Here is a 26,924-nt window from a genome sequence, read left to right as displayed (position 1 = left end):
CTTATTTTTAGAATGGTATAATCCAATGAACTATATATTTTAGCAAAATTACATCATAGATTGCAAATTGGTCTAATAAATAATATACTTATTTTGTCTTTAAAAAAGGAGGAAAAAATGAGTACAGATAAATATTCCGAAATAGGCCAAAAAATCTATGATCATATTGGTGGTATTGCAAACGTTAAATCTTTATACCATTGTATGACCAGAGTGAGAATTACGGTCAGGGATAAATCTAAAGTGGATTTAGCTGGTTTAAAACAAGTTAAAGACATTTTGGGAGTAGTTGATGGTGAAACACTGGAAGTAGTTTTAGGTCCTGGTGTAAATGCTAAAGTTGCTCAAAGCATGGTTAATGCAGCTGGAGTAAATGAAAATGATCCTTTTCCAGATGTAACAGCTGAGGAAAGCTCTTATCAAAAAGACAAGAGCGAAGTTATGGAGAAAGCTGAAGAAGTTCACGCAGCCCATAAAGCCAGCTTAAAGAAAACTTGGTGGCGTGTTGTCTTACAACATATTTCGGCTATCTTCATACCTTTAATTCCAGCATTTGTTGGTGCCGGTTTAATTTCTGGTGTATCAGGTATTTTAAGAAATATGTTGACAGCCAAAATGCTGCCGGCAAGCTGGAACCTGGGCATCACCGTTTTAGGTGTGATTGCCAATGGACTATTTGCCTACTTAAATATTTATGTTGGTATTAATGCTGCTAAGGAATTTAATGCCACACCTGGACTTGGTGGTATCATCGGTGGTGTGGTAATGCTACCCGGTGTAGTAGCTCCTATGGTAATACCAAATATTTTTAATGGTCAGCCGTTAGCTGCTGGACAGGGTGGTATCATCGGAGTTTTGCTTGCAGTATGGCTTCTGTCATATGTTGAAAAATTTTTCCACAAATACATGGCTGATTCAGTTGATATTATTTTCACACCATTTTTAACTTTATTAATAATGGGATTAATTACTATTTTTATCATTATGCCTTTTGCTGGTTGGGTTTCAAACTCACTCGTTGGCGGAATTAACTGGGTCTTAAAGGTTGGTGGACCTGTTGCCGGCTTTATTTTAGGTGCAGTGTTCCTACCAATGGTTATGTTTGGCCTGCATCAAATTTTAACGCCGATTCATGTGCAAATGATTCAAAAGATGGGTTATACCCCGCTTTTGCCTATTTTAGCAATGGCGGGTGCCGGACAAGTAGGTACTGCAATTGCTTTATGGGTTAAATGTCGTAAGAACAAAGAATTAACTAAACTAATTAAGGGGGCTTTGCCCGTCGGAATTTTAGGAGTGGGCGAACCACTAATTTACGGTGTTTCTCTTCCTTTAGGCCGTCCCTTCATTACTGCATGTTTAGGTGGTGGTATTGGTGGTGCCGTTTTAGGAGCCTTCGGCAATGTTGGCTCAATTGCTATTGGTACATCTGGTATTGCCTTAATTCCGTTAATTGCCCACAATAAAGCATTAAATTATTGTATTGGTCTATTAGCAGCTTATATTGGCGGTTTTATTCTAACTTATTTCTTTGGCGTACCTAAGAGCGCTGTAGTTGCTAAAAATGAGGATGGCTCTTTTGTTAATCCCGAGGATAATGAAACAAGTCACGAAAGTGTGGCAGTTAATTTAGCCAGCCCTGTGAATGGTGAATTGGAAGAATTATCTGCTGTAAAAGATGATGTTTTTGCTCAAAAAATGCTGGGGGACGGCTTTGCTGTAATTCCTGATAATGATGGTAAAATTGTTGCTCCAGTTGATGGACGTATTTTAACAATTATGGATACGAAACACGCAGTTACAATGGAATCAGATCAAGGTCCATTGGAATTAGTCTTGCATTTTGGAATTGACACTGTTGAATTAAAGGGTGCTCCATTTGAAATAAAAGTAAAAAGTGGACAGTATGTTAAACGCGGCGACGTTATTGCTCAAATGGATGTTCCAGCTATCAAAGCTGCGGGAAAGCCAACAGACGTGATGGTCATGATTAACAATATGGAAGATGTCACAAGTATTTCTCCAATTTCTGCAGGCAAGGTTACTGCCAATCAGATTGTTGCAACTGTAAAAACAAATTAATTTACGGATAAAATATGGAAATTAAAAACTTAGAAACCGAAGCGCGAAATCCAGTAACAACGCACATTGATACGATGTCTACATCGGATATGGTCAAAACAATTAATGCTGAAGATCAAAAAGTAGCTCTTGCTGTAGCAGGAGAGAGCGATCAAATTGCTAAAGCAATTGATCAGGCTTCCACAAGATACTCTGCTGGAGGACGCTTAATCTATATTGGTGCTGGAACTAGTGGACGATTAGGTGTGCTTGATGCAGCTGAACTAGTTCCGACTTACGGTATTAAGCCAGAAAGAGCAATTGGCTTGATTGCAGGTGGCAAAAAAGCTATGTTTGCTGCTGTAGAGGGTGCAGAAGATTCCATCACAATGGGAGAAACCGACCTGAAAAATCTTAAATTAATGGCAAATGACATTGTTATTGGTTTAGCTGCCAGTGGCCGAACTCCTTATGTTATTGGTGGGTTAAAATATGCCGCTAAAGTTCAAGCTCTAACTATAGCCGTAGCTTGTGTGCCAAATTCAGTGATAGGTCAAATCGCTGAAATTGCAATTAATGCTGTGGTTGGCCCTGAAGTGATAACTGGCTCAACTCGTATGAAAGCCGGTACTGCTCAAAAAATGATTTTAAATATGATCTCAACTGGTGTAATGATCAGACAAGGCAAAGTTTATCAAAATGTGATGGTTGATGTGCAACCGACTAATGATAAGTTAGTCGACCGTGCTTGCCGTATTATTAGTGAAACGGCAGCAATATCTCCTGCTAAGGCTCTGAGTTTCTTAAGAAAAGCTGATAATGATGTTGCTCTTGCAATAATAATGGCTAAAACTGGTAAAAATAAAATAGTAGCCAAACAATTGTTGGCTAAACATCATGGCATTGTAAGTGATGTTTTAAATAGTTTGAATTAAAAGTTTTAGTTAAGTGTTCCTTAATAGCAAAAGCTATAATTATAAGGAACACTTTTTTAATTCCAAATAATATAGAAAAGAAAATTTCTATTATTAACTATAAGGAGAGAAAAGTTTCAAATAAAAAGAACTAATTTCGCTTGAATATTGGAAATTAGTTCTCAATAGAATTTAATTTTTTTAATCGAATAAGAAATTTAATTAAAGCTCTGTTACTAACTGTTTTCTTCTTTTAATAAACTTCTTTCATAAATCTTCATAAATGGATAATACATTAGGCCATCAATTAGGATTAATAATATTACTAATATCGGAGCCCGCCAATCCATAGTTGATAAAAATGCTCCAATTGGGGCTGGCATTTGCCATGAAAATAGTGCAAATGTCTTTTTCACTAGTCCAAATGACATTGAAAGGTAACTGAGAATAGCGTTAACCGTGGAAGTAAAAATAAAGGGAATGAAAAAGATTGGGTTTAGCATTAACGGGGTACCAAATATCATCGGCTCAGAAATTCCAAATAGTGCTGGAATTAACCCCACTCTACCTACTGTTTTTAGTTGTTTGGATTTCGAAAATGACATTATAATCGCTAAAGCTAAGACAGAACCGCAGCCACCGATAATAACAAAGTAAACCCAAAAAGGAGTAGTGAAAATTCTTGGCAGTGCTTTACCTGCTAACTTAGCACTAGCATTGATAGAGAGATTACCATCACGAATTGGTCCCAGAATACCAGCGAGAGCAGCATCGTGAATACCAAAGAACCAAAAGAGCTGTACTAAAATAGTTAAAAAGATTGTTGCTGGCAAACTGTCTGCAACCTTAAAGCTTGGTGATAAGAAACTGTAAATGGCTTTAACTGCTGTAGTATGATTTGCTTGACAGATTATAAAAATAATTGCGTCTACTGCTAAAATAACTAGTGCTGGAACAAATGAAGCAAAACTTTCTGATAAAGCTGATGGCACTCCTTTAGGCATCTTAATACGACCAAAATCGTGCTTACGCATTGCGTGGTACGCTTCCGTTGTTAGAATAGCAATCAAAATGGCAATGATAATTCCCCGGCCATCCCAATAACTAATGTCTGCAAAATTTCCAGTGAAGCCGAGTTTTTTAGGATCAAAAACTAACATAAAAAATCCTGCTAAAGAAAACATGATAGGTGATAAAGGATTTTCTTTGTAATGCTGGCATAAAAAGTAGGTAATACCAACGCAAATAAAAACAGACATTGCGCTCATTGAAACGGAACTTAGCCAAGAAAGCGTTAAAGCATTCTTTTGAGCAAAGTGAGCCCAAGCTATTAATAAGCCATTACTATGTTTGGTAACAGGTGGCGCAGCACCGATTATGACAAAAATTGAACCAAACAATGTGATTGGCAGAAGTGTCATAAAAGTATCTCTAATTGCTGCAAGATGACGTTGATTGGCCATTTTATTAGCAAATGGTGTAATGTGTTTATCCATCCAAGAAGTAATTTTTGTAGTTTCCATGTTTAATCTCCTACTTTAGTATTCCCTACGTTCAATCAATTTACCATTTGAATTAATAATTTTTTTGTACCAAAAGTAGGAAGCTTTTGGCTTACGCTTTAATGTTGAAAAATCGACAGCCACTAAGCCATAACGTTTTTCGACCCCGTTCATCCATGAATACAGATCAAATGGGGACCAGGTAAAGTAACCTCTGACATCAGCTCCTTTGTCTTGTGCATTCATCAAAGCATTTATATGATCATTCATAAAAGAAATGCGGTAGTCATCCTTGACTTCACTTACATCAATGTTTTCGTGAAAACCAACACCATTTTCTGTCACAAAGATAGGTAAATGATATTTTTGGTATGCACGAATCAAGCCATCCTCTAACCCTTTCGGATATATTTCAGTGTCCCATTCAGTGTATTCACTATTTGGATCCATTACCTGTTCAAACCAATTTTTGATTCTCATTTGAGTCGAGCCTTTTTTACCGGAATTATTAAATACCATTTTCGTTTCGCCGGTCGTATATGGTTTTACTAATGTACGGGCGTAATAATTTAAACCTAAAAAATCAACTGTATTTTCCGCTATTGTTTTTAGAAGGTCAGACTTCATGAAAGAAATATCATTAGTCTCACTAAGTTTAGCTATCAAATCAATGGGAAAACTACCTAGTGCAGCGGTATCTAAAACCCAGTTGTTAGCATAATTATCAGCATTCCGCATAGCGATTTTAGTTTCAATCGTATCATCTATGCCATCAATTGGTGAATAACTATGAACAATACCTATTTGTCCCTGAAATTTTCCCTGACGAAATTTTTGAATAGCTAATGCACTGGCATACATCACGTTAAAACCACAAGTGATCGTGTGTTGCAAATCATGTTCAGCCGGCGGATAGTTGCCAATCAAATAGCCATTGACAGTAAACCATTTGGGTTCGTTAAAAGTTGTCCAGAGTTTAACTTTGTCACCAAAAGCTTCAAAACAGACTTCAGCGTAGTGGGCAAAAGCACGGCTGGTATCAAGATTGAGCCAGCCACCAACCTCTTGCCAGTACTGTGGCAGATCCCAGTGATAAAGTGTCACAAAAGGCGTTATGCCATTTTTAAGGCAACAATTAATTAGTTTATTGTAAAACTCAATTCCTTTCGGATTAATGTCACCGGCACGATTTTTGATAATGCGCGGCCAAGACAAAGAAAAACGGTATGCATTTTGACCACCGTCTTTCATCATTTTGATATCCTCTTCAAAATGATGATAATGATCGCTAGCTACATCACCGTTTTCTAAATTATTTTCATGTAAATAATGGTCCCATATGGATTCAGCCTTATCATCAACATTCCAGGCACCCTCACACTGATAGGATGCTGTAGCGCCGCCCCAAAGGAAATTACTATTCATATTTGCCTCCCTTTCAAAAGTAAAATACAAAAAAATCTTTTTCTAGTGCATAGAAAAAGACCAGAAGAACGTAAAAGTTCTCTTCACCTTTTATCCATAGTACGTAATTTACGGTTAACGTGTAGAAACTGCCGACCTCATTTCGACATTATATAGATATTTGTTTATGTTTTGAATTTTAGCAAAGTAAAAGTATTTCTTCAATGACTTTTTGATCAAGCAAAAGTATCCTAAAATGGCTAAATGTGCAATAAAACAATATTCATATAGCTAAAATAACTGGTGAAAATATTTTTTGCAAGAGTAAAAACTGAATATGTGAAGTACTTAAACTTGACAGTCATTTTTTCAAATAGTATCAACTGCTATTTTGGTATTAACTGGAGTTTAGTTTAAAACTTCAGTAATTTACTACATAAACTAAGATTCAGGGCTTGAATGTCGTTCGTTAAAGTTGAATAATAATATAGGAAGTAACTTTTTCAGACAACTTTTGGTAAAATAATAAGTTGTTAACAATTTTAATACGGAGGAAATTATGTCTTATAAAGACAATATGATGTTGTTTGCCCTCAATTCCAATGTTCCGCTGGCGGAAAAAATTGCACAGCGGGTGGGGGTACTCCTGAGTAAGTCCAGTGTTCAACGCTTTAGCGATGGTGAAATTCAAATTAACATTGACGAATCTGTCCGGGGTAAAGATGTCTATTTGATTCAGTCAACCAGTGTACCGGTTAATGATAACCTAATGGAATTATTAATCATGATTGATGCTGTGCGTCGGGCAAGTGCACAAACAATTAATATCGTGATTCCTTATTATGGTTATGCTCGCCAAGATCGTAAGACTAGACCACGTGAACCAATCACTGCTAAGTTAGTTGCTGACATGTTGCAAGAAGCTGGAGCTACCAGGGTCTTGTCACTTGATTTACATGCACCACAAATTCAAGGATTCTTTGATATCCCTGTTGACAACTTAATGGGTGCACCACTACTTGCTGATTACTTTTTGAGAAACAATTTGCAAAAAGATGCTGTTGTCGTTTCACCTGATCATGGTGGCGTAACGCGTGCCCGCAAGTTAGCAGAGTTTTTAAAGACACCAATTGCAATTGTCGATAAACGCCGTCCACGAGCCAATGTTTCAGAAGTAATGAATATTATTGGCAACGTTAAAGGTAAACGCGCTATCATTATTGATGATATGATTGATACTGCGGGTACGATTACTCTAGCTGCCCAAGCTTTAATAGATGCTGGGGCAACTGAAGTTTATGCCAGTGCTACGCACGCAGTTTTATCAGGACCTGCTATTCAAAGATTGAATGATTCTCCGATTAAAAATCTGGTTCTAACTGATTCTATTAATCAACCAGTAGAAAAGAAATTGGAAAAAACTCTTCTGGTATCTGTTGGTCCGCTTATTGGGGATGCAATTAAATGCATTCAGAAGCATGAACCACTTAGTCCATTGTTTAACACCAGATATGAAAAAGATAAACATTAATAAATTATAAAATTTACCAAGATCTGCTTAACTTAAGCAGATCTTTTAGTTTGACAGAATTACCACTTAGTCAGCTTTATTGACCCCTTAGTGAAATCCTATTGCATTAAAAATAAAATTAAAGTTTAATAAAAACATACCAAAGATGAAAGGATAAAAGAGCAATGTCACTTAAAGATCTTTTTAAAACCAATATTTTTCGAGGAATTTTCATTCTAATTATTTTCTTATGTTATGCCATTTGTGGAACATTGGCAACATACCTTTTTAAATATGCAATCAATGATTTAACAAGAGGCAACTGGGACAGATTTGTATTTTGGTTAGTCATTGATTTTATTGTCTCAATCTTTACTGTTTTGTCCTTACCATTGGGAACATTTTTGTTTAATAAGCAAGTTCAAGAATGCTTACATAATATTCGTTCCCAAATAATGCGGCGGTATTACAATTCTGGCGGTTATAAGGTATCAGAAATACAAAATGAGCTAGGTAATAATCTCAAGATTTTAACAGACGATTATGCTACGCCTTGGATTCAAATTTGGACCAACTTGTTAAGTCTTATCTTCGCAATTGGTACATTAATAACTCTTCACTGGTCATTAATTTTATTTGTTGCTGTAGCGGCAATTATTGTGTTGACTCTACCTAAAATTATGACAAAAAAGTTATCTAATTCCACAGCCGCAGCAGCCAAGAAAAACGCACAGCTTTTAAATACAATTGAAAATTGGTTTTCTGGTTTAAGTGAATTGCGCAGATACAGTGCAAGTGGCCGACTAGATAGAGCGCTTGGTCAAGATAGTCGGAAACTGGCAGAAGCCAATGTTTATAGAAAAAAAGTACAAGGGATCTCGATTAGTATTAACGGCTTAGGTAATGCTATTGGTCAAATTGGGTCAAGTTTATTCAGTGGATTACTATTTTTTAATCATATAATCACTTTGGGTGATTGGTTTATAACAGGTAGCTTTGCTTCGACCATTTTTAATGGTCTCTGGGAAGTTATCAACGCAATGACGCAAATGAGATCAACCAAAAAGTTACGTCAGGAAATTGCTGATTTAACAAAACCAATACCTGAAAAAAAGCCTGGAACGGTTGTTTATGGTGTTGAATGTCACAATTTGAAAGTGCAATATCAAAATGGAGAAAGTATATCTTATCCTGATTTTACTATTAATAAAGGCGATAAGGTCTTACTTTCAGGAGATTCAGGCACAGGTAAGTCAACTCTATTCAAAGTCCTGCTCGGACAACTTAAGCCCAAAACTGGTGAGGTCTTCTTTACTGCTCAAGACGGGACTAAAATATCGCCTCAGCAAGCTCGACTAGGTTACATAGCACAAGATGCAACGCTCTTTCCTGATACTATTGCAAATAATATTACGATGTTTAACAGTAAACTGGTTAGCAAACTAAAAGAAGCTGTTAAAAAAGTTCAATTGGTGCCAGATTTAGCCAAGTTTCCAAATCAAATTAATACAACGGTCGATTTAGATCAAGGCAATTTATCAGGTGGACAAAGACAAAAAGTAGTTTTGGCCAGAGCCGAAATTCATGATGAACCATTTTTGTTACTTGATGAAGCAACTAGTGCAGTTGATAGTAAATCTACCAGTGAAATTATTGGCAATTTGCTCGATACCGATAAAACACTTTTAATGATTGCACATAACTTCAGTCCGGAACTAAAAAGCAAGTTTGATTATCAAATCAATTTAAAATCAAGTAAAAAATCAGGTAATCAAAATGACAATTAAAGAATTTTATAAGATAAATCCTTTACGCTTTATTGTTTTACTTTTAATCAATATTGGTTTATATGCACTGCCAATTCTTGGTACTGTACTCAGTATTATAGAAACTACGGCAATTCAACAAGGCAATTTTAAAATATTTTTAATTGTTAATGTATGTGCTTTTGTATGTTTAATGGCAGATTATCTACTGCAAGGGCTGTCACAATATATTTTGTCTCAGCAGGAAGAGCAATATAATGTTGCAATCAGGGATAAAACCACTAAACATTTTTATGCAGATCAAAGAGACCATGCAGTAGCACAAGTTCAAAACCGGTTAACGAATGATATAGTTCAAAGTCAGCAAAATTATATTACTCCTTTTTTTAGCTTAATTGGGGGAGTAGTCATTATAGTTTCTACCATTATATTATTGGTTTCATTACATTGGAGTTTGCTTGTTACCATATCAATAATGGTACTAATCTCCTTAATTTTGCCAAAGCTGTTGGAGAAGCCCTTGCAAAATTCAATGATTCAAGTTTCTAAGACCAACCAAAAATATCTAGATTGCCTGGAGAAATGGCTTAATGGACTTGCAGAAATACAACGCTATTTTAGTGGTGCAAAATTATTTAAGGTAACGAGTAAAGCTGCTAAAAATTTAGAAGATGCTAATGTTAAACAGAATGGTGCTATGCAACTACTAACCGTAATAAATGGCCTAGTATCGGCTATTTTCTCTTTGATTTTATTTTCATTAGTTGGTTATTTGTTTCAACAAAAACTAGTTGTGTTTGGTGCCATTACCGGAGTGGGCAACTGCCAATCATATTTGAGACAGGGAATTCAGATTATAGTAACCTCTTATGGGAAAATGAAGGGGTCCGAAACTCTAAATAAAGAAATTGCTAAAACAGCGACACCAGTAAAAAAGGTGAAAACTGCAAAAAAGGTAAGACCAGTCGCTATTAGCACTCACAATCTTAATTTGAAATTTCCCAATGGTGAAAGGTTGCAGTTTCCTGATATTAATATTGAACAAGGTGAAAAAATACTGTTGACTGGAGATTCAGGAGCTGGCAAATCAACATTGTTTAAACTTATTTTAGGACAAATCAAGCCAAGTTCTGGACAAATCATATTTAAAGATAAAGATGGTTCAAGGATTAATCCAGATATGAGTAAAATTGGCTATATTCCGCAAGACCCTGTGCTTTTTCCGGTAACTATTGCTGATAACATGACTATGTTTTCCGATAAATTAAAAAGTGCACTGCCACAATTAGTTGAAAAAGTTCAACTTGCTGGCGATATTGCCAAGTTTGATGATGGTTTAGAACAAAAAATCGATTTAAACAAATTGAATATTTCTGGTGGTCAAAGACAAAAGATTGTTCTAGTACGAGCTTTAGTCCATCAAAGTGAAATTTTTTTGATTGATGAAGGAACCAGTGCTATTGACCAGCAAGCGACAATGCAAATTTTGCGGGAAATCACATCGAGTTCTGCTACAGTAATCTTTATTGCACACAGCTTTAATGATCAAATGAAAGAAATGTTTGACAGAGAAATTCACTTAACGAAAACATAAAGCAATAAAAAGGAGGTAAGATATTATGACAATTAAGGACTTTTATAAGCAAAACCCTTTACGCTTCATGATACTAATTTTGATTACCGTTTTAGAGTGGACTTTACCAATTGTAACTACACAATTAATTATGCTTGAAACCACAGCAATTCAGCAACAGAAATTCCAACAGTTTTTAATTATAAATGTCATTTCATTTATGCCTTTCCTATTTCAATATATAATACAAGGACTGCATGCGTTCCTTCTATCAAAACAACAAGAGGAATTTAATTTTCATATCAGAAAAAGATCTGTATCTCACTTTTATGCGGATCAAAAAGAGCATTCTGTTGCCCAGATTCAAAATCGATTAACAAATGACCTGAATCAGAGCCAAGAAAATTATTTTGCACCATTTTTTAGTCTAATTGGTGGAGTTATTAATTTAGTATCTGTAGTTGTTCTGCTTATTTCATTACACTGGAGTTTACTTCTCACAATTATTTTGATGGTGGCTATTTCGTTAGTGTTACCAAAATTATTAGAAAAGCCACTACAAAATTCAATGACCAAGATATCAAAGAGTAATAATCAATATCTCGATTGCTTAGAAAAGTGGCTTAATGGCCTTGAAGAACTACAACGTTATTTTGCCGGAGGAAAACTATTTAAAGTAACTAATGATGCAGCTAAAGAGCTAGAAGATGCTTATGTCAAGCAAAATGGGGTTACACAATTACTAAGTATAATTAATGGATTGGTATCAGTTTCTTTTTCATTAATTTTATTCTTACTAGCGGGTTATTTGTTCCAAGCTAAAATAGTAGCATTTGGTGCAATCACTGGAGTAGGCAATTGTAATTTCTACTTAAGGCAAAGTATTCAAATCATAGTTAGTCGTTATGGACAAATAAAGGGCTCCAAAACTTTAAATCAGGAGATTGCCCAAACGGCTGCGCCAGTTAAAAAAGAGCAAGCTGAAGAAGTAGCAACTCCAGCATCACTTAGTACCCATGATCTTAGTTTGCAATTTCCTAATGGTGAAAGCATAATTTTTCCAGACATTAATATTAAGTCAGGTGAAAAAGTGCTTCTGACTGGTGATTCTGGAGCTGGGAAATCAACTTTGTTTAAACTCATTCTCGGACAAATCAAACCAACTTCAGGGCAGATTGTTTTTAAAGACAAGGATGGTGCTGTTGTTAACCCAGATATGAGTAAAATTGGCTATATTCCCCAAGATCCTGTGCTTTTTCCGGTGAGCGTTGCTGACAACATGACGATGTTTGTAGACAAATTAAAGAGCGCTTTACCGTCATTGGTTGAAAAAGTACAATTAGCAGGTGATATTGCCAAATTTGATGAAGGATTAAATCAAAAAATCGATTTGAACAAGTTAAATATCTCGGGAGGACAAAGACAAAAAATTGTTCTGGTGCGGGCTCTAGTTCATCAAAGTGAAATAATTTTGATTGATGAGGGAACTAGTGCAATCGATCAGCAAGCTACTATGCAAATCTTGCATGAAGTGACGTCTACTCCTGCTACGGTTATTTTTATCGCTCACAGTTTTAATGAACAAATGAAACAGCTTTTCGACAGAGAAATTCATTTGGTCAAAAAAGTTAAATCAAATAGCAAAAGGTAGATTATTATAAATGGCAAATCAGTATCTATTATTTCAATATTGATTTGCCTTTTTCTAGTATCTGTGTAATAGTGAATTCAATATCAATGAACATTCCAAAAATATAAATATTATTACCTGTATATGGTAGTTAAACATTTGAGGAGTGGTTACATGAGAACAATTGACAAAGTTTATCAGGTATTAGCGAATAATACTTCTAAAAAATATACAACAACACAAGTTGCTCAAGAGTTAGGACTAACAAGAGGAGATGTTAGTACTTATCTGACAAAATTATTTCAAAGAGGGAAAATTAATAAAACTGGCACCAGACCATTTTATTGGCAAGCAAAAAATGATAGTGGCAAATTCAAAAAAATGATAGGAGCTGAAGGCAGTTTAAAAAAATTAATTGCCAAATGTAAGGAAACAATATTATATCCTCCTGATGGGATGCCACTATTAATTACTGGTTCCAGTGGAGTAGGAAAATCTTTCCTAGCTCGACTAATTTTTGAGGAAGCTAAAAGACAGAAAGTTATTTCACCCAAAGCAAAATTTGTGGTTTTAAATGCCGCTGATTATGCCAATAATACGGAGATATTATCTTCAGCTCTTTTCGGATATAAAAAAGGTGCGTTTACAGGTGCCGATCACGATAGTCTTGGGTTAGTTGATCAAGCTGATCAAGGCTATCTATTCTTAGACGAAGTGCATCGCTTAAATTTTGAAAGCCAAGAAAAATTATTTTCCTTGATGGATTCCGGTCAGTTTTATCCTTTAGGAGAGAACAAAAAGCCTCATCGAGTACAAGTTCGATTTTTATTTGCAACTACAGAAAATGTAGATAATATTCTTTTAAAAACTTTTCTACGGAGAATCCCTTTACAAATATGTCTGCCTAAATACATTGACAGGCCACTCAATGAACGTTTACAGATTGTGTTACAAGCTTTTGTGAAAGAAGCTCAAACAGTACATCGGCAACTAAAAGTTGAACAAAATATATTAAATAACCTTTTGCAAAAAGATCTTCCGGGTAATATTGGTTCAATTCAAAATGAAATTAAGCATCTTTGTGCTTCGGCTTTTGCTGATAATCCTGTTGAAGACCCCATAATAATAGGTCAACCAAACAAAACTTTTCGTTTAATTTCTTCTAACTCAGACGTGATAAGTTTTGGACGAGAGATAGTCAATTTTGTACCAAAAATTAAGAAGGTAACTTCGGAGATTAAACTATTTTTGCAACAAGAAAAAACTGCTGCAGAAATAAATATTATGATTTTTGATATTCTAAATGAATGGTTTAAATTAAAGTCAGTAAATAATGCGGACAACATGAAACGAAGCTTTATCCAAAAAATAGGTTCAAAATATGGTGTGAATGTTGATTTTGCAAAAATTGATTGGCAAAAAGTTTCGCAAATATTCGAATTGTTCACATTAGTTTACGATCAGTTTGATGATCAAGATGCTAGTTTGTTTAATTTACTACGTATAAAATTTCCACGCAGTATTTACTTATTTAACCAATTTATGCAATCTGTTTTGCCAAATAAAAAAGTAAAAGATTTTACTTATATATTATTTTTTCCTTTATTTGGTTCAATTTCTCCTAAAATAGAGGAAATTAATTATAATGCAATTTTGCTTGCACATGGAAAAAAGACCGCAACAAGTATCCAAGCAGTTGTGAATTCTCTTTGTGGTAATTATATTTTTGAGGCTTTTGATATGCCTATCGACAGCTCAATTAAGCAAATTAATAGCAAAGTTCAAGAATATTTAGACCAACAAGGAAAAAACACTGTGGGAACAATTGTTTTATTTGATATGGGTTCTTTGAATCAAATGTTCAAAGAGATCAAATCAATTTCAAACAAAGAACTTTTGGTTATAAATAATATTACGACTGCTATGGCTCTTGATGTGGGTTTGAGAATTCAGCAAAAACAAAAGTTTAAGGAGATTGCAAAGGCTAGTACAAAATATGGAGAAACAACAGGTTCACAATATTATCAAGGTTTTTCAGATCAGAAAAATGTTATTGTTGCATGTATGTCTGGGGATGGCGTTTCTCGTGAAATCAAAAAAATCATGGACAATACATTGTCTGGTAAGTTAAAAATAATTACTGTTGATTATAAAAAGTTACGTCATCTGCTTGATCAAGAAGATAGGCTTTTCTTTAGCAATACTGAATTCGTCTTAACAACTACAGAAATTAGAAATAAAATTCCCATTGAGATTATTGACATATATGACGTTTTAGATAAAAGTGGTGCCTTACATTTAACAACGCTTTTAGAAAATAGTGGTGAAAAATTAGTCCAGATTAAAGTTATGATTGAGCAATTCATACGATTTTTTTCAATTGCGGGAATACGTGAAAGATTGCAAATTCTTAATCCAGACGTCGTAATTGAAGAAGTCCAGTCTATTACTAAACGCTATGAAAAATATTATAATATTGAACTTGATGAAAAAACCAGACTAAATTTATATACTCACATCTCATTAATGATTGAAAGAATGGTTTTGACAAAGAGAGAGTCTAAAGATCTTGTTAGTATTAATTCTGAAACTGATAAAGAAAAAGAATTTTTCTCAATTTCTAAAAATATTTTTAAGAGTGTAGAAATTAAGTACAACATCATTATAGAAGATTATGAGATTAGCCTGATTTATCAATTATTGTCACCATTTATATAAAGGATAGTGCTGAATATAATTTCAGCACTATCCTTTTTTTATGCTAAAAAAGGCTTTCTATCAAAGATGGCATAATTTTTGCTAATAGTTAAGTGTTCATTGATATTATCAACTTGAAGGATGTGTTTTATAAAAATGAAATTAATTATTAGGGCAGATGACTTTGGATTTTCTGAAGGAGTTAATTATGGAGAGCTTGCTGTCTTAAAAACAGGATTAGTCAAGAGCATAGGCTTAATGGTTAATATGCCGGGAACAAAACAAGCTTTGCATATAATTAATAAATTCCCAGAAGTATGTCTTGGGCTTCATGCAAATTTGGTGGTTGGCAGACCTAGTGCTGATCCTAGTATTGTTGGTAGTTTATTACAAGAAAATGGTGATTTTATTACCTCTAAGACATACCGCAGGTTATTAAAGGAAGGTAAGGAGGTCTTTACTGATGAAGCTGCTGTCAGAATTGAAGTCGAGGCACAAATTGACAGATTTTATCAATTAACGGGAAAGTTGCCTGAGTATATAGATACACATGCAGTGCATTCTGATCATCTTTATTCTGTAGTCAGGGAGTTAGCTAAAGAATACAACATGATATTTTTAGCAACTGATCCTAAATTTAGTGCAAATTTGTCTACTAATCCTATAAGATTGTCTAGTTCTGCCAATTTTTATCAACAAGGTGGGAATCCAAATAATTATATTAATCTGATCAGTAATGAATTGGTGAAAAATAAATTTTCATATATCGTAATTCATCCTGGATATTTGGATGACATAGTTATGGCTAAATCTTCATTTACACAAATCAGAACTCATGATGTAGCAATGATAAAATCAAAAAATACTAAAAAATGGTTTGAAGATCATCAAGTGCAACTTCTTTCCCATAGAGCATTGAAAGAGGTGAAATAATGACTAAGTTTTTGTTTGTAACACACGGACATATGGCTACTGGAGTTAAAAGTACATTAGAAATTATAACAGGAAATTGTTCCAAATTGACAGCAATAGATGCATATGTAGATTCAAAAAATGTTGTTGTAGCTGTTAAAGAGTATTTTGATCAACTCCTAGATGATGAACAATTGATAATGCTAAGCGACATTGAAAATGGCAGTGCAAATCAGCTACTTTATAAGTATTTGTCCAGACCAAAAACATTTTTGATAACTGGAGTTAACTTACCACTGTTATTACAAATAATACTTAATGATAACTCGGAATTAACAGAAAATGATTTGAAGAAAGCTATTGAAGAAGCTAAAAATTCCATTAAATTGTTCAAAGACTATGGTACTGATGATGACGATGAAGGCAGCTTTTTTTAGAAAGAGGTAGATCAAATTGATTAAATTTGTGAGATTGGATGAAAGATTAATTCATGGCCAAGTAGCTGTAAAGTGGATTAAGCAGTTTAATATTACTCATGTAATAGTAGCAAAAGACTCGCTAGTAAAAGATAACTTAATGAAAAAGACGCTCAAAATGGCAGCTCCTGAAGGAACTAAGGTAGCTGTTCAAAGCATTGCTGGTACTGCAAAGATGTTGCAAAATCCTAAAGCAGATAATGCCAACATAATGTTAATTGTAGATAATCCAGCGGATGCTTTAGAATTAATCAGACAAATTCCCCAAATAAAGGAAATAAACGTTGGCAATTATGGCAGGAACTCAATCAATCATGAACCTGATGAGCGTAAACAATTGACAAAAAATATTTATGTAAATGGTAAAGAACGCCGAGAATTTAAAAAATTAGTCGAAACTGGTAGATTTATATATTTTCAAACTGTACCTGAAGATAAAAAAGAAGATTTAAAAGATATCTTGGGAGGAAAATAATTATGGAGGTATCAATTGCATTATTAGCTACGCTTTCTTATTTTATCGGTAATGCGATCGATCGTTGCATGGGTTGGCAAACGTTTGAACGGCCAATAGTTGCTGGAACTTTAACTGGTATTTTATTAGGCGATCTTGAAACTGGAATTTTAATGGGAGCCTCATTAGAAGCTATTTTTATGGGGATGTCACCTATTGGTGGAGCAATCCCAGCAGATCCTTTTCCCACAGCTGTGATTTGTGTTGCATACACGATTGCCACAGGTTCAAAAATGGGTGTGGCAATTGGTTTATCAATACCAATTGGTGCTCTAATGCAGACTGTAAAAACGTTATGGGCTCCAGTTTTAGCTTCTATGTCAGCCTACTGGGAAAAGCTAGCTAAAACAGGTAATGTTAAAAAATTCAGAAGATTATCAATTCTGCAATCAGTTTTTGGGGATCGTTTACCCATATTTTTTGTTTTATTTTTTAGTATTGCCTTTGGAACGAAAGGTCTGCAAAGTCTTTTCGCAATGCTTCCAGATTGGGTGATGAGAGGATTTACTGCTGGTGCTGGAATGATGACAGCAATTGGTTTTGCAATTTTAGTTAATATGATTTGGGATAATAAAATTGGTATTTTCTTAGTTTTTGGCTTTGTCTTAGCGAAGTACTTAAAACTTCCAGCTCTGCCAATAGCAATCATAGTAGCTACAATTGCTATGGTTTATTTCCTGGTCATGAGTAATACTATTTCGGACAAAAACGAAACTATCAAGACTAAACCTAATGCTAAAAACGAAGATGAAGAGGAGGACTTTTTCTGATGAGTAAAATTAATGCACATGATAAAAAAGTTTTGAAAAAAATGTTTTGGGGTTCAGGTCTCGCTTTTTCTGGATTTAATGTTGTTAAAATGCAAGGTAATGGCTTTACTAATACTATGGGACCTGCTCTTGAGGATTTATTTCCTGATGATGCTAAATCTCGTGGTGAGGCATTAGCGCGAGCCAATGGTGTATTTAATACTAATAATACAATGTTTGGTCTGTTGGGCGGATTAACTTATGCATTAGAGAAAGATCGAGTCAAGAATAATAATGTAACAACGGATACAATCGAAAGCTTGAAAGTATCATTAATGGGACCAACTGCAGCAGTTGGTGATTCATTCATTTTTAATTGCTTACGTGTAATAATTGCCGGGATTGCAATTAGTATTGCTAAAACGGGATCGATCTTTGGACCACTTTTATTTATTGTATTATTTGGTGGATTGGAATTAATGATTCGTTGGTATTTATTAGTAGCTGGTTACCAGTATGGTACTACTTTTATTGATAAAGTATTTAATTCTGGATTGCTTAAAATAATTACAACTGCTTCATCAATGCTTGGCTTATCTATGGTAGGTGCAATGGTGGCTACCACCGTTAATGTTCCACTAAGTTTGTCATTTAAGTTTGGCAAAGAAACACTAAAATTAAGTAGTATTTTTGACCAAATTATGCCAGGATTATTGTCTTTAATCCTTCTCTTTACAATTATGTATTTAATGAAAAAAGGTTTTAAACCAATGACATTGGTTTTGGGATTACTAGTGGTATCAATTGTTCTAGCCTTTTTAGGGATTTTTTAATTTTACAATATCTTTTTATAAAAAGTGCTTAGCTTTACGTATAGTCGTAAAGTTAAGCACTTTTATTGTTGAGCTTCATTAAAGCGGTACGTATAAAGATCTGGATTGTAATAAGAAATAAAAACTCCAAGCGGTACTCGTTGATCTTGTGAGGTAATAGTATCTGTATTTGCCAATGTCATTAATAAGAAATCAACATCTAAATTCAGTAATTTTTGTTGTTTTTTGGTTGCCTTGACAGCTTTGATTTCAACAAAATTTTGGATTACCGGTAATTTTAATTTCTTTAAATATGAATATAGAGAACCAGTTATAAGATTTAAATCTATATTCTTAATGAGATTTGCACAAATAAAATCCTGAGTTAGAGCAATTGGTTTGTTATCACCAGTTCTTAATCTTTCAGTATGATGAAATTTATCAATCGGTGTTGAAAATTCCCCTGCCGAAGGCACTTCGCTAGCATCAGCTAAGCTATAAGAAAGCAGGGTCGAACCAGGAGTCATTCTTTGTTGCTTAATGATATCACTAAGGCTGATGTTATCCGTAAGCAGACGTAAAACACTTTTTTCTTTTACAAATGTTCCTCGTCCAGCGATTCGAGTAACGTATCCCTGTTTTTCTAAATTTTTCATTGCTTTGTTAACGGTCATTCTGCTATAGCCGTATTTCTTACTAATTTGTATTTCAGGTGGCAACTTGTCTCCAGATTTAAGCGTACCCCTATTAATTTTTTCTATGAAGTAGTCTTCTACTTTTTCATATTTAGATTTCACTTGTTTATCCTTAGTAATTTATATTTTTGAATTTATTTTTCTAATATTAATTATAGATAATTTGTATAGTTTTTAGCAAAATAAAAAATATTTTTGCTTAAATGTATATACCTTAAATAAACTAATAAAGGTATAAATATTTTTCTTTGAAATAATCTTATTTTTAAAGGCTTATAAACAAAAATTATAAAAAAGTACTTGTAAAAATGTATATACAGTAGTATATTTAACATAGTTTTAATGTTTACGCTAACATTTTAATCAAAAAAGTGAAAGGAAGAATGTAAATGAGTCAATTTATCATAGCTACTCATAGTTATTTAGCTGATGGCTATAAGAATTCAATTAATTTCTTTAATAGCACAATTACTAACGTTCATTTTATTAACGCATATGTTGATGAACAAAAAAATTTTGCAGAAGAATTAAAAAGTTTATTGGATAAATTTAAATCAGAGCAAGTAATAATTTTGACTGATATGCTGGGAGGAAGTGTTAATAAAGAAGCGCTCAATTTAATAAAAGATTATGACTGTAAAGTGGTTAGTGGCATTAACCTTTCACTAGTGTTGGAATTAGTAATGAATACAGATAATAAAATATCTGATGAGACTATTAAAACAGCTGTGGATCAGGCACGTAACCAAATTGTCTTTATAAATGATTTATTAAAAGGGGATGACCTAGATGATTAGTTTGTTGAGAGCTGATGATCGGCTTGTTCATGGTCTAGTTGCAGTATCTTGGACGAATCAATTGCATCCAGATATTTTATTAGTGGCTAACGACCATGCAGCAAATGATGCGATGACCAAGATGACAATGAAACTTGCTAAACCTGCTGGTGTTACTTTAGGAATTAAAGACTTAAAAACTTCTGCCAAAATTTTAAATAGTTCTAAATACGCCAATAAAAAAATCTTTGTTGTAACAATCAATGTACAAGACGCATTTGAATTGAAACAGCAGGTTTCTGGAATCAATAAAGTAAATATTGGAACAGCTGGAATTCACTATGAAAATGCAGTTTCTGTTTTGCCACAGATAAAAATGACTGCAGAAGAATTTAAATATGCCAAGCAATTGAACGATCAAGGAGTAGAAGTTTTTGCACAGGTAACTCCCACTGCTGAGAGTTTAAATTACTCAGGTATTGCAAAAGCTTTTAATAAATAATTTAAAGAGGAAGAAGATTATGATACAAGCATTTTTAGTTGCTCTGGTAGGAGCAACTGTTTATATGGAGAGTCGCCTTGGCGGTCAGCATATGTTGGATAGGCCAATCATAATAGGTCCTATTGTTGGATTAGTTATGGGGGACTTTACCACTGGTTTAATTTTAGGAGGACAACTTGAGCTAGTGTGGATGGGACTGGTTGGAATTGGAACTACAACTCCGCCGGATGTTGTAGTTGGTTCAGCTTTAGCTACAGCTTTGGCAATAAAGACAGGTACGAACTGGCAAACAACATTGACTCTGGCTATCCCAATTGCATTAATTGCACAGATTATTGCCATTGCAATAGGTAGTTTTAATGCAATTTTCACACATTATGCTGACAGACAAATAGAAAAGAAAAATTGGAAAGGAATTGCAATTGGACAATGGTCAGGAACAGCTATGTTGTTCTTATCTAAATTTGTACCAATAATTGTTGGCTATTTAGTTGGTGCACCGGTTATTAAGGTCATTGTGCGTTCAATTCCTAAAGTAATTCAAGACGGTTTAACTCAGTCAGGGAACTTACTTCCAGCATTGGGTATTGCTATGTTAATGCAACTTACATATGACAAAAAGTATGCACCATTTCTTTTCCTAGGATTTGGCTTGGTAGCATTTTTGAAAGTACCAATGATTGGTATAGCTTTATTCGGGTTGATAATTGCCTATGTTTACTATCAATTCAAACCTAGTGAAAATAATGAGGAGGACTTACTGTAATGGATAATTCAGTAACGCAAAAACCAGAAAAGAAATTAACTAAAAAGGATTTACGCAAAGTTATGTGGCGTCATTATCAGCTTCTTGGTTCTTTTAATTATGAAAGGCAAATGTCTCTGGGCTATGCTTGGGCAATGACCCCAGTTATTAAAAGACTATATGGCGATAATGAAGACGAAATGCAAAAAGGTTTTAAAAGGCACTTAGAATTTTTCAATTGCTCAACTTCGACTTCTCCCTTAATTTTGGGAATAAGTTGTGCTATGGAAGAACAGAATGCCAATTCTGAAGATTTTGACGCTAGTTCAATTAATTCTGTTAAAACTGCTTTGATGGGTCCTTTAGCCGGAATTGGTGACTCAATGTTTTGGGGAACTCTTCGGGTAATTGCCGTTGGTGTAGGAGCACCTCTTGCAATTAAAGGGAGTATTTTAGGTCCAATTCTTTATTTCTTAATCAACGTAATACCAAGTGAATTGCTTCGCTGGTTCGGATTTAAATTAGCTTATGAAGGTGGTAACAAATTCCTTGCAGAAGCAAGTGAAAGTGGCACCCTGCAAAAATTAACAGAGGCAGCGAAAATTTTAGGTCTAGTGGTTGTTGGAGCGATGGTTGCTTCAATGGTAATTATCAAAGTACCGTTAGTTATGAAATTTGGCGGGACTAAAATCGGTTTACAAAAAACTTTAGATTCTCTAATGCCCGATTTACTGCCATTATTGCTAACCTTTGGTTGCTACGGATTATTGCAGAAGAAAGTTAACGGAACAGTGATCTTAATAGGGTTAATTATCTTGGGAATTTTAGCAGTTTCAGTTGGTTTATTATAAAAGCAAATCATGAAAAATATATTGATCGCATTGCTGCTATTTGCAGTCTTTATACTTGGCTGGCTTTCCGAAACCAGATTACGTAAAAAAATGTTTACCAAGTTATTGTCTTTTGAAAGAAAAGGACAAAAAAGCAAATATTTTCAATTGCTTGAAGCTCCAGTAGCGAAAATTTGCTTATCCGCTAGATCACGTGAACTTCTAAAGTTAGATTATTTCTTGACGTATGGAGATATAGCAAATGTTAAAAAGATTGTATCAAAATTTATCAAAAAGCCTTCTGATTTAACTAAGAATAATAACTTATTAATTCGATTAATGCGCAGTTATGTTCTTTTCTTAGAAAAAAGCGATCAGGAATCCATACTTAAATTGGAAAACTATTTGAAAGTAAATTGTAAGACAGCAGAAATAAAGAAAGAAATAGATCAATTACATAGAGTTTACCTTGAACCAGATCAAAATTTACTGGCAGAATTAAATAATCAGCTCAAAGTTGCTAACGAACCACAACAGAAGTTAATAATTTATGATCGCTTAATTAAGGCAAGTGAGTCTCTGGGATTAAATAAGCAAGTCAAAGAATATTTATTAGAAATGAAAAAGGTTGCAAATAAAACAATTAAATTGGAGGAATTTTAGAATATGACTAAATTAACAATGATGGGACATATCAAAGATACAGCGAGAGTTTTACAAAGAGCTATCGATGAACGAAAAGATTATGGTCAAGACTTTATTGATTTTTGGCTAAAAAATAATTTTAAAAAAGTCATCTTTACTGGCTCTGGTACTTCATATAATGCTATGCGAGTAATACGCAACATTTTTGTTAAACTTCTTAAAGTTGAAGGCGTAGCAGTCGAACCAACAGTTTTTACTTATTCCGAAAGTATAAATCCCAGCAGTGTTTTTAGAAATAATCAGGTGTTAGTCGTAGGATTGTCTCAGCACGGTGACAGTATTTCTACTTGCGGAGCATTACAACATGCAGAAAAATGTGGTTTTTCAACACTAGGAGTTTCAGAACAATTAGGATCAGCAATTACAAAAATTGCTGACCATTACGTTCATCTTGTTTGTGAAGAAGAACAAATCGGACCGGAAACAAGAGGCTATACAGAAACTTTACTTCAGTTTTATATGTTAGCTGTTGAGATTGCATACCAATCTCGTTTAATTGGAAAAGAAAAATATGATCAACTTTTTAACGACGCACAGGAATTGGTAAATAATTTTCCAACTGTTGTTAACGAAAGTGTAGCTTGGTATGAAAAGCAGCAAGAAGAGCTTGTTGAAATGCAAAAGGCTTCAATTGCAGGATTCGGTTATAACTTCCCGACAGCGCTTGAGGCTCGCTTGAAGTTTTTTGAAACTTTTGGTCGTCCCACAAGTGCATATGAGCAGGAAGAACAACTTCATGGTCCGCTTCGTGCTTATCATGATGATAACTTTATTTTTCTTATTGGAGGTAACAAGGGATCAGAATTTAAACGGATGATTGATATAGCAGCGTATTATCGCCGTGCGTATACTAAGCATGTCTTCGTTGTTTCAGGTGAAGATTTTGAAACTACCAGGAGAGATTTAAAATTAAGCGTTAAAACTTCTCCACTATTATCTCCAATCATTTATGTAGTGCCATTCCAAGTTTTGTCTGCTAAGCTTTCTGAGAAAGTTGGGATAGATACAAGTGTTAGTCCAGTAACAGATAATTCAATTTCGGGTCACATGAACGTTTAGGTATAAAGTGTTTTTAACACTTAATAAAAGGATTCAACTTCAGTTGAATCCTTTTTTATTGTGTTATATTTCGCTTAGTTTTGTGTGTATTTACAGTTAGCTAGATAATTTCTACTGAACATACAGGAATAGATAGTATTTAAAATGTATTCGATTGAAACATGTGAAGAAAAATTGGAAAAGCTGACTTTACTATTCTCTTTATTAGGAATTAAAAAAATTTGATCGGCTAAGGACGCCAAATGACTATGTTCATTACTTGTAATTGCTATAATTGGAGTTCTGTTAAGGAAAAATTTTTGTGCACATTCTAAAACTTTTTTTGTTTCGCCGCTATACGATAATATGATAGCTACGTCTTTTTTAGTTGAGAGATTTGTTAGCCTAATTTGGTCATCTTCTAACTGTGTCATTTTGATATAAAAATTTATTAACAGCAGCTTGGTTTTAAAATCACACAAACGAATATAGTTATCACCAACACCAACTGCAAAAACACTGTTTGCATTAATAATCTGATCAACTGCAGTTTGTAATTTAGAAGAAGAGAGCAAATTAAAGGTTGCTTTGATGGTTTCAATAGAAAGTTGGCTTATTTTTTTTGCTATTACCAGGTCAGTATCATTTTTTCTAAACGGCATATTAACATCAATGTTATTTATATCGTTGATTTCTTTATCTATGCATTGAATTAGGCTAATTTTAAAGTCCTTAAAGCCTTTGTAATTGCACTTTTTGCAGAACCTGATAATTGATGAGGTAGATGTATGTGTTGCCTGGGCTAGATTGTAAATGGACATATTAATTACTTGTTCTGGCTTTTCAATTATAAATTTGATAATTTCTTCTTCATTATTAGTTGTATTTTTAATCCGAACTAAATCTTCTAAAGACTCCATAGTATTAATCCTCCGTTCAACAACGTAACAAAGTTTCAATAAATGCTTCAGTATCAAAAGATTATTGAAAACAAAGTTCCAATTTTCATAAAACGCTTTCAACCGTTTAGCTTATATTATAAAGTAAACATGAAGGTTGCAACTGAAAACTTTAATGATGAGTACTCAAGATCTTATAAAACATTACGGTTTTTACGAAAGGAATAAGAAGTATGAATGGTATTATTGAAAATTTAGAAGAAACACCAGAACAATTATTAAAACTTTTAGATGATAGTCAAAAATTATTTGAACATGTCGTTTCTCGTAAAATAAAAAAGATAATGATTACTGGCTCAGGTACCAGTTATCATTCTGGAGAACAAATGCAGCAATTAATGAGACAAAAAAGTGGTCTGCCGGTTGATGCATATTACCCATTTAAGTTAACAGATGAAATATTTAATGCACAAAAAGATAATTCACACACTTTATTTATAGGAGTTTCCCAAGAGGGAGGCAGCTTGACAACTTTTAATGCAATGAATATGGCTAAAAAACATGGCTGTATTATAGCGTCAATGTCAGGAACCGAAGATGCTTATATCAATAAAGTCGCCGACGAAAAGCTAACTGTCGCAGTGGGAAAGGAAACCGTAGGTCCAAAAACTAAAGGCTATTACACTACAAAATTAAATTTGCTTTTACTGTCAGAATATATTGGCATAGATAATGGTCATATATCTAGAAGTGATTTTGATGAAGATGTTAAGGAACTGAAAACTACATTAAAGCAATTCCCAAACTCATTGAAAAGAGCAATTAATTGGGTAGAAGAAAATAAAAAGGATCTAGCACATGCACATGATATCAGAATTAGTGGTCCTGCATCATTATATGGGGATGTATTAGAATCTACTTTAAAAATTCTAGAGGCGTGTCGGTTACCAATAACTGGATATGAATTTAATGAATTTATACATGGTGTTTACAATGCGATAAATAGTCAATCAACGCTTTTCTTCATTGATAACGGTTCAGAAGGCAAGTTAAACCGAATTATAAAAATTTTGAGTGAGTGGACTAATAAAATATACATTGTTGATGGCTCTAATATTAGTGACCAGCAAAAGTTTGGTTATGATATTAAAGTTCCAAGACAATTTGAGACATTTATTTATCCTATTCTGTTTCAAGTCATAGCTGCTTTAGTACCCGGGGAAAATGGCATTGATCCTTGTATACCAAAAGATCCAGATTTTCATCAAAAAATGGGTAGTCAGGGTAATTAAACATGAATGATCCCAAAATTGAATATGTAATAGCTACTCATAGCAAGTTGGCTACAGGTTTATTATCTACAATAGAATTTATTGCAGGTAAGCAAAAAAATATAACTTGCTTTACTGCTTATGTGAATCATTGCCTTGATTTTGAAAATAAGATTGATGACTATATTTCAAACTCTATGGCTGATTATATAATTATTACTACTGATATTTTTGGCGGCAGCGTGAATAACCATCTTTTAGAATTAACTAAGAGTGATGCCAGAATTCACCTGATTTGCGGTGTCAATTTGCCACTAATTTTGTCTTTGATAGTAAATGTTAAAGGAAAAGAAATAGATAATGAAATAAAAATATCTGTTAGTGAAGCACAAAAGGGAATAATTTATTGCAATGCTTTGGATAACCAAAATGGTTCAAATGAGCTAGACGAATTTTGAAACACAAAGGAGCTGATATGTAATGATACAAATGGTTAGAGTAGATTACCGTTTACTGCATGGTCAGGTGGCTGTTTCTTGGACATCAAGCCTAGGTATAAACGCAATTTTATTAGTTAGTGAAACTTTGAAGAAAGATAAAATCAGAATGCAGAGTATATCTTTAGCGAAACCCAGTGGGGTAAAGGTTGTAGCTAAATCAACTTCTGAAGCAATTGCTCAACTGAAAAGTGGAAAAACGGATAAGTATTCACTATTAATTATTTGTGAAACTGTTAAAATAGCGGAAAAAATTATTGAGTCAACTGGATTTAATAGTTTGAATTTAGGAAACGTACCTTTTAGAAAAGGCACGATGAAGTTTAGCAATAGTGTTTATTTAAATGATGAAGAAACAAAAATCTTAAAAGACATGAAGAATAAGGGAACAAATATTTTTTCACAAATGATACCTGATGATACAAAACATCAATTTAAATAGAGTG

The 26,924-nt window shown here is 33.8% G+C and carries 25 protein-coding genes and 1 riboswitch; of the genes, 21 read left to right on the top strand and 4 right to left on the bottom strand.

Going from position 1 to position 26,924, the window contains the following annotated elements; all coding sequences use genetic code 11:
• Positions 1–117: 117 nt before the first annotated feature.
• Complete coding sequence (locus JF76_RS08010; protein WP_084600355.1) at positions 118–2,082, top strand: glucose PTS transporter subunit IIA; 1,965 nt, start codon at positions 118–120, stop codon at positions 2,080–2,082.
• Between the two features lie 14 nt (positions 2,083–2,096).
• Positions 2,097–2,996 carry an N-acetylmuramic acid 6-phosphate etherase gene (gene murQ, locus JF76_RS08005; RefSeq protein WP_045928557.1) on the top strand — a complete coding sequence of 300 codons (900 nt, stop codon included), beginning with the start codon at positions 2,097–2,099 and terminating at the stop codon, positions 2,994–2,996.
• Positions 2,997–3,211: 215 nt separating this feature from the next.
• Here the strand turns inward: murQ and JF76_RS08000 are convergent, their stop codons facing one another.
• Both JF76_RS08000 and JF76_RS07995 read right to left on the bottom strand, forming a co-directional pair.
• Positions 3,212–4,498, bottom strand: coding sequence for a PTS sugar transporter subunit IIC (locus tag JF76_RS08000; RefSeq protein ID WP_045928556.1), 1,287 nt, complete (start codon positions 4,496–4,498; stop codon positions 3,212–3,214).
• 15 nt (positions 4,499–4,513) lie between these two features.
• Positions 4,514–5,902, bottom strand: a complete 1,389-nt coding sequence (locus JF76_RS07995; protein ID WP_045928555.1) for a glycoside hydrolase family 1 protein — start codon at positions 5,900–5,902, stop codon at positions 4,514–4,516.
• Positions 5,903–5,979: 77 nt separating this feature from the next.
• Positions 5,980–6,078, bottom strand: a riboswitch (purine riboswitch).
• Between the two features lie 362 nt (positions 6,079–6,440).
• Between JF76_RS07995 and JF76_RS07990 the strand changes: the two genes are divergently transcribed.
• From JF76_RS07990 to JF76_RS07945, 10 genes are all read left to right on the top strand, one after another.
• Positions 6,441–7,412 (top strand): ribose-phosphate diphosphokinase, encoded by a 972-nt coding sequence (locus tag JF76_RS07990; protein ID WP_045928554.1) that lies wholly within the window; start codon positions 6,441–6,443, stop codon positions 7,410–7,412.
• A 164-nt stretch (positions 7,413–7,576) separates the two neighbouring features.
• Positions 7,577–9,178, top strand: coding sequence for an ATP-binding cassette domain-containing protein (locus tag JF76_RS07985; RefSeq protein WP_045928553.1), 1,602 nt, complete (start codon positions 7,577–7,579; stop codon positions 9,176–9,178).
• A complete protein-coding gene (locus JF76_RS07980) occupies positions 9,168–10,751 on the top strand; it encodes an ATP-binding cassette domain-containing protein (RefSeq protein ID WP_045928552.1) in 1,584 nt (527 codons plus the stop codon). Before JF76_RS07985 ends, JF76_RS07980 begins: the two co-directional genes overlap by 11 nt.
• 25 nt (positions 10,752–10,776) lie before the next feature.
• Positions 10,777–12,381, top strand: a complete 1,605-nt coding sequence (locus JF76_RS07975) for an ATP-binding cassette domain-containing protein (protein ID WP_045928551.1) — start codon at positions 10,777–10,779, stop codon at positions 12,379–12,381.
• A gap of 123 nt (positions 12,382–12,504) precedes the next feature.
• Positions 12,505–15,078 (top strand): sigma 54-interacting transcriptional regulator, encoded by a 2,574-nt coding sequence (locus tag JF76_RS07970; RefSeq protein WP_084600354.1) that lies wholly within the window; start codon positions 12,505–12,507, stop codon positions 15,076–15,078.
• A gap of 135 nt (positions 15,079–15,213) precedes the next feature.
• Complete coding sequence (locus tag JF76_RS07965; protein WP_045928549.1) at positions 15,214–15,990, top strand: ChbG/HpnK family deacetylase; 777 nt, start codon at positions 15,214–15,216, stop codon at positions 15,988–15,990.
• Positions 15,990–16,406, top strand: a complete 417-nt coding sequence (locus tag JF76_RS07960) for a PTS sugar transporter subunit IIA (RefSeq protein ID WP_045928548.1) — start codon at positions 15,990–15,992, stop codon at positions 16,404–16,406. Before JF76_RS07965 ends, JF76_RS07960 begins: the two co-directional genes overlap by 1 nt.
• Positions 16,407–16,422: 16 nt before the next feature.
• Positions 16,423–16,920 carry a PTS sugar transporter subunit IIB gene (locus JF76_RS07955; RefSeq protein ID WP_045928547.1) on the top strand — a complete coding sequence of 166 codons (498 nt, stop codon included), beginning with the start codon at positions 16,423–16,425 and terminating at the stop codon, positions 16,918–16,920.
• A 2-nt stretch (positions 16,921–16,922) separates the two neighbouring features.
• Positions 16,923–17,729, top strand: a complete 807-nt coding sequence (locus JF76_RS07950) for a PTS mannose/fructose/sorbose/N-acetylgalactosamine transporter subunit IIC (protein ID WP_045928546.1) — start codon at positions 16,923–16,925, stop codon at positions 17,727–17,729.
• Positions 17,729–18,541 carry a PTS system mannose/fructose/sorbose family transporter subunit IID gene (locus JF76_RS07945; RefSeq protein WP_045928545.1) on the top strand — a complete coding sequence of 271 codons (813 nt, stop codon included), beginning with the start codon at positions 17,729–17,731 and terminating at the stop codon, positions 18,539–18,541. The genes JF76_RS07950 and JF76_RS07945 overlap by 1 nt, the downstream gene beginning before the upstream one ends.
• Positions 18,542–18,603: 62 nt before the next feature.
• Here the strand turns inward: JF76_RS07945 and JF76_RS07940 are convergent, their stop codons facing one another.
• Positions 18,604–19,317 carry a GntR family transcriptional regulator gene (locus JF76_RS07940; RefSeq protein WP_045928544.1) on the bottom strand — a complete coding sequence of 238 codons (714 nt, stop codon included), beginning with the start codon at positions 19,315–19,317 and terminating at the stop codon, positions 18,604–18,606.
• Positions 19,318–19,604: 287 nt separating this feature from the next.
• Here JF76_RS07940 and JF76_RS07935 point away from each other — a divergent pair, with 287 nt between their 5' ends.
• Genes JF76_RS07935 through JF76_RS07910 form a run of 6 tightly spaced genes read left to right on the top strand, consistent with a single transcriptional unit; the run spans position 19,605 to position 23,832 of the window.
• Positions 19,605–20,012: a PTS sugar transporter subunit IIA gene (locus JF76_RS07935; RefSeq protein WP_045928543.1), complete on the top strand. Its 408-nt coding sequence runs from the start codon at positions 19,605–19,607 to the stop codon at positions 20,010–20,012.
• Positions 20,005–20,493: a PTS sugar transporter subunit IIB gene (locus JF76_RS07930; RefSeq protein WP_045928542.1), complete on the top strand. Its 489-nt coding sequence runs from the start codon at positions 20,005–20,007 to the stop codon at positions 20,491–20,493. Before JF76_RS07935 ends, JF76_RS07930 begins: the two co-directional genes overlap by 8 nt.
• Before the next feature lie 19 nt (positions 20,494–20,512).
• Positions 20,513–21,259, top strand: a complete 747-nt coding sequence (locus JF76_RS07925) for a PTS mannose/fructose/sorbose/N-acetylgalactosamine transporter subunit IIC (protein WP_052697106.1) — start codon at positions 20,513–20,515, stop codon at positions 21,257–21,259.
• Complete coding sequence (locus JF76_RS07920) at positions 21,259–22,089, top strand: PTS system mannose/fructose/sorbose family transporter subunit IID (protein WP_045928541.1); 831 nt, start codon at positions 21,259–21,261, stop codon at positions 22,087–22,089. Before JF76_RS07925 ends, JF76_RS07920 begins: the two co-directional genes overlap by 1 nt.
• 9 nt (positions 22,090–22,098) lie before the next feature.
• Positions 22,099–22,731, top strand: a complete 633-nt coding sequence (locus tag JF76_RS07915; protein WP_045928540.1) for a hypothetical protein — start codon at positions 22,099–22,101, stop codon at positions 22,729–22,731.
• Positions 22,732–22,734: 3 nt separating this feature from the next.
• Positions 22,735–23,832, top strand: a complete 1,098-nt coding sequence (locus JF76_RS07910) for an SIS domain-containing protein (RefSeq protein ID WP_045928539.1) — start codon at positions 22,735–22,737, stop codon at positions 23,830–23,832.
• A gap of 74 nt (positions 23,833–23,906) precedes the next feature.
• Here the strand turns inward: JF76_RS07910 and JF76_RS07905 are convergent, their stop codons facing one another.
• Positions 23,907–24,731, bottom strand: coding sequence for a MurR/RpiR family transcriptional regulator (locus JF76_RS07905; RefSeq protein ID WP_052697105.1), 825 nt, complete (start codon positions 24,729–24,731; stop codon positions 23,907–23,909).
• 212 nt (positions 24,732–24,943) lie between these two features.
• Here JF76_RS07905 and JF76_RS07900 point away from each other — a divergent pair, with 212 nt between their 5' ends.
• The 3 genes from JF76_RS07900 to JF76_RS07890 are packed head-to-tail and all read left to right on the top strand — an operon-like array spanning position 24,944 to position 26,920.
• Positions 24,944–26,002 carry an SIS domain-containing protein gene (locus JF76_RS07900; protein ID WP_045928538.1) on the top strand — a complete coding sequence of 353 codons (1,059 nt, stop codon included), beginning with the start codon at positions 24,944–24,946 and terminating at the stop codon, positions 26,000–26,002.
• Positions 26,003–26,004: 2 nt separating this feature from the next.
• Entirely contained in the window at positions 26,005–26,439 is a 435-nt protein-coding gene (locus tag JF76_RS07895) for a PTS sugar transporter subunit IIA (RefSeq protein WP_045928537.1), read from the top strand.
• A 22-nt stretch (positions 26,440–26,461) separates the two neighbouring features.
• Positions 26,462–26,920 (top strand): PTS sugar transporter subunit IIB, encoded by a 459-nt coding sequence (locus tag JF76_RS07890; protein WP_045928536.1) that lies wholly within the window; start codon positions 26,462–26,464, stop codon positions 26,918–26,920.
• Positions 26,921–26,924 lie beyond the last annotated feature (4 nt).

Source organism: Lactobacillus kullabergensis (assembly GCF_000967195.1).
In the GTDB taxonomy this organism is placed as follows: domain Bacteria; phylum Bacillota; class Bacilli; order Lactobacillales; family Lactobacillaceae; genus Lactobacillus; species Lactobacillus kullabergensis.
Note: the sequence above shows the minus strand (reverse complement) of the source record. Positions and strands in the feature narration are given on the sequence as shown.

Coding starts and splice junctions, on each gene's coding strand:
- JF76_RS08010 (WP_084600355.1), top strand. CDS start 118: ATGAGTACAGATAAATATTCCGAAATAGGCCAAAAAATCTATGATCAT.
- murQ (WP_045928557.1), top strand. CDS start 2,097: ATGGAAATTAAAAACTTAGAAACCGAAGCGCGAAATCCAGTAACAACG.
- JF76_RS08000 (WP_045928556.1), bottom strand. CDS start 4,498: ATGGAAACTACAAAAATTACTTCTTGGATGGATAAACACATTACACCA.
- JF76_RS07995 (WP_045928555.1), bottom strand. CDS start 5,902: ATGAATAGTAATTTCCTTTGGGGCGGCGCTACAGCATCCTATCAGTGT.
- JF76_RS07990 (WP_045928554.1), top strand. CDS start 6,441: ATGTCTTATAAAGACAATATGATGTTGTTTGCCCTCAATTCCAATGTT.
- JF76_RS07985 (WP_045928553.1), top strand. CDS start 7,577: ATGTCACTTAAAGATCTTTTTAAAACCAATATTTTTCGAGGAATTTTC.
- JF76_RS07980 (WP_045928552.1), top strand. CDS start 9,168: ATGACAATTAAAGAATTTTATAAGATAAATCCTTTACGCTTTATTGTT.
- JF76_RS07975 (WP_045928551.1), top strand. CDS start 10,777: ATGACAATTAAGGACTTTTATAAGCAAAACCCTTTACGCTTCATGATA.
- JF76_RS07970 (WP_084600354.1), top strand. CDS start 12,505: ATGGTAGTTAAACATTTGAGGAGTGGTTACATGAGAACAATTGACAAA.
- JF76_RS07965 (WP_045928549.1), top strand. CDS start 15,214: ATGAAATTAATTATTAGGGCAGATGACTTTGGATTTTCTGAAGGAGTT.
- JF76_RS07960 (WP_045928548.1), top strand. CDS start 15,990: ATGACTAAGTTTTTGTTTGTAACACACGGACATATGGCTACTGGAGTT.
- JF76_RS07950 (WP_045928546.1), top strand. CDS start 16,923: ATGGAGGTATCAATTGCATTATTAGCTACGCTTTCTTATTTTATCGGT.
- JF76_RS07945 (WP_045928545.1), top strand. CDS start 17,729: ATGAGTAAAATTAATGCACATGATAAAAAAGTTTTGAAAAAAATGTTT.
- JF76_RS07935 (WP_045928543.1), top strand. CDS start 19,605: ATGAGTCAATTTATCATAGCTACTCATAGTTATTTAGCTGATGGCTAT.
- JF76_RS07930 (WP_045928542.1), top strand. CDS start 20,005: ATGATTAGTTTGTTGAGAGCTGATGATCGGCTTGTTCATGGTCTAGTT.
- JF76_RS07925 (WP_052697106.1), top strand. CDS start 20,513: ATGATACAAGCATTTTTAGTTGCTCTGGTAGGAGCAACTGTTTATATG.
- JF76_RS07920 (WP_045928541.1), top strand. CDS start 21,259: ATGGATAATTCAGTAACGCAAAAACCAGAAAAGAAATTAACTAAAAAG.
- JF76_RS07915 (WP_045928540.1), top strand. CDS start 22,099: ATGAAAAATATATTGATCGCATTGCTGCTATTTGCAGTCTTTATACTT.
- JF76_RS07910 (WP_045928539.1), top strand. CDS start 22,735: ATGACTAAATTAACAATGATGGGACATATCAAAGATACAGCGAGAGTT.
- JF76_RS07905 (WP_052697105.1), bottom strand. CDS start 24,731: ATGGAGTCTTTAGAAGATTTAGTTCGGATTAAAAATACAACTAATAAT.
- JF76_RS07900 (WP_045928538.1), top strand. CDS start 24,944: ATGAATGGTATTATTGAAAATTTAGAAGAAACACCAGAACAATTATTA.
- JF76_RS07895 (WP_045928537.1), top strand. CDS start 26,005: ATGAATGATCCCAAAATTGAATATGTAATAGCTACTCATAGCAAGTTG.
- JF76_RS07890 (WP_045928536.1), top strand. CDS start 26,462: ATGATACAAATGGTTAGAGTAGATTACCGTTTACTGCATGGTCAGGTG.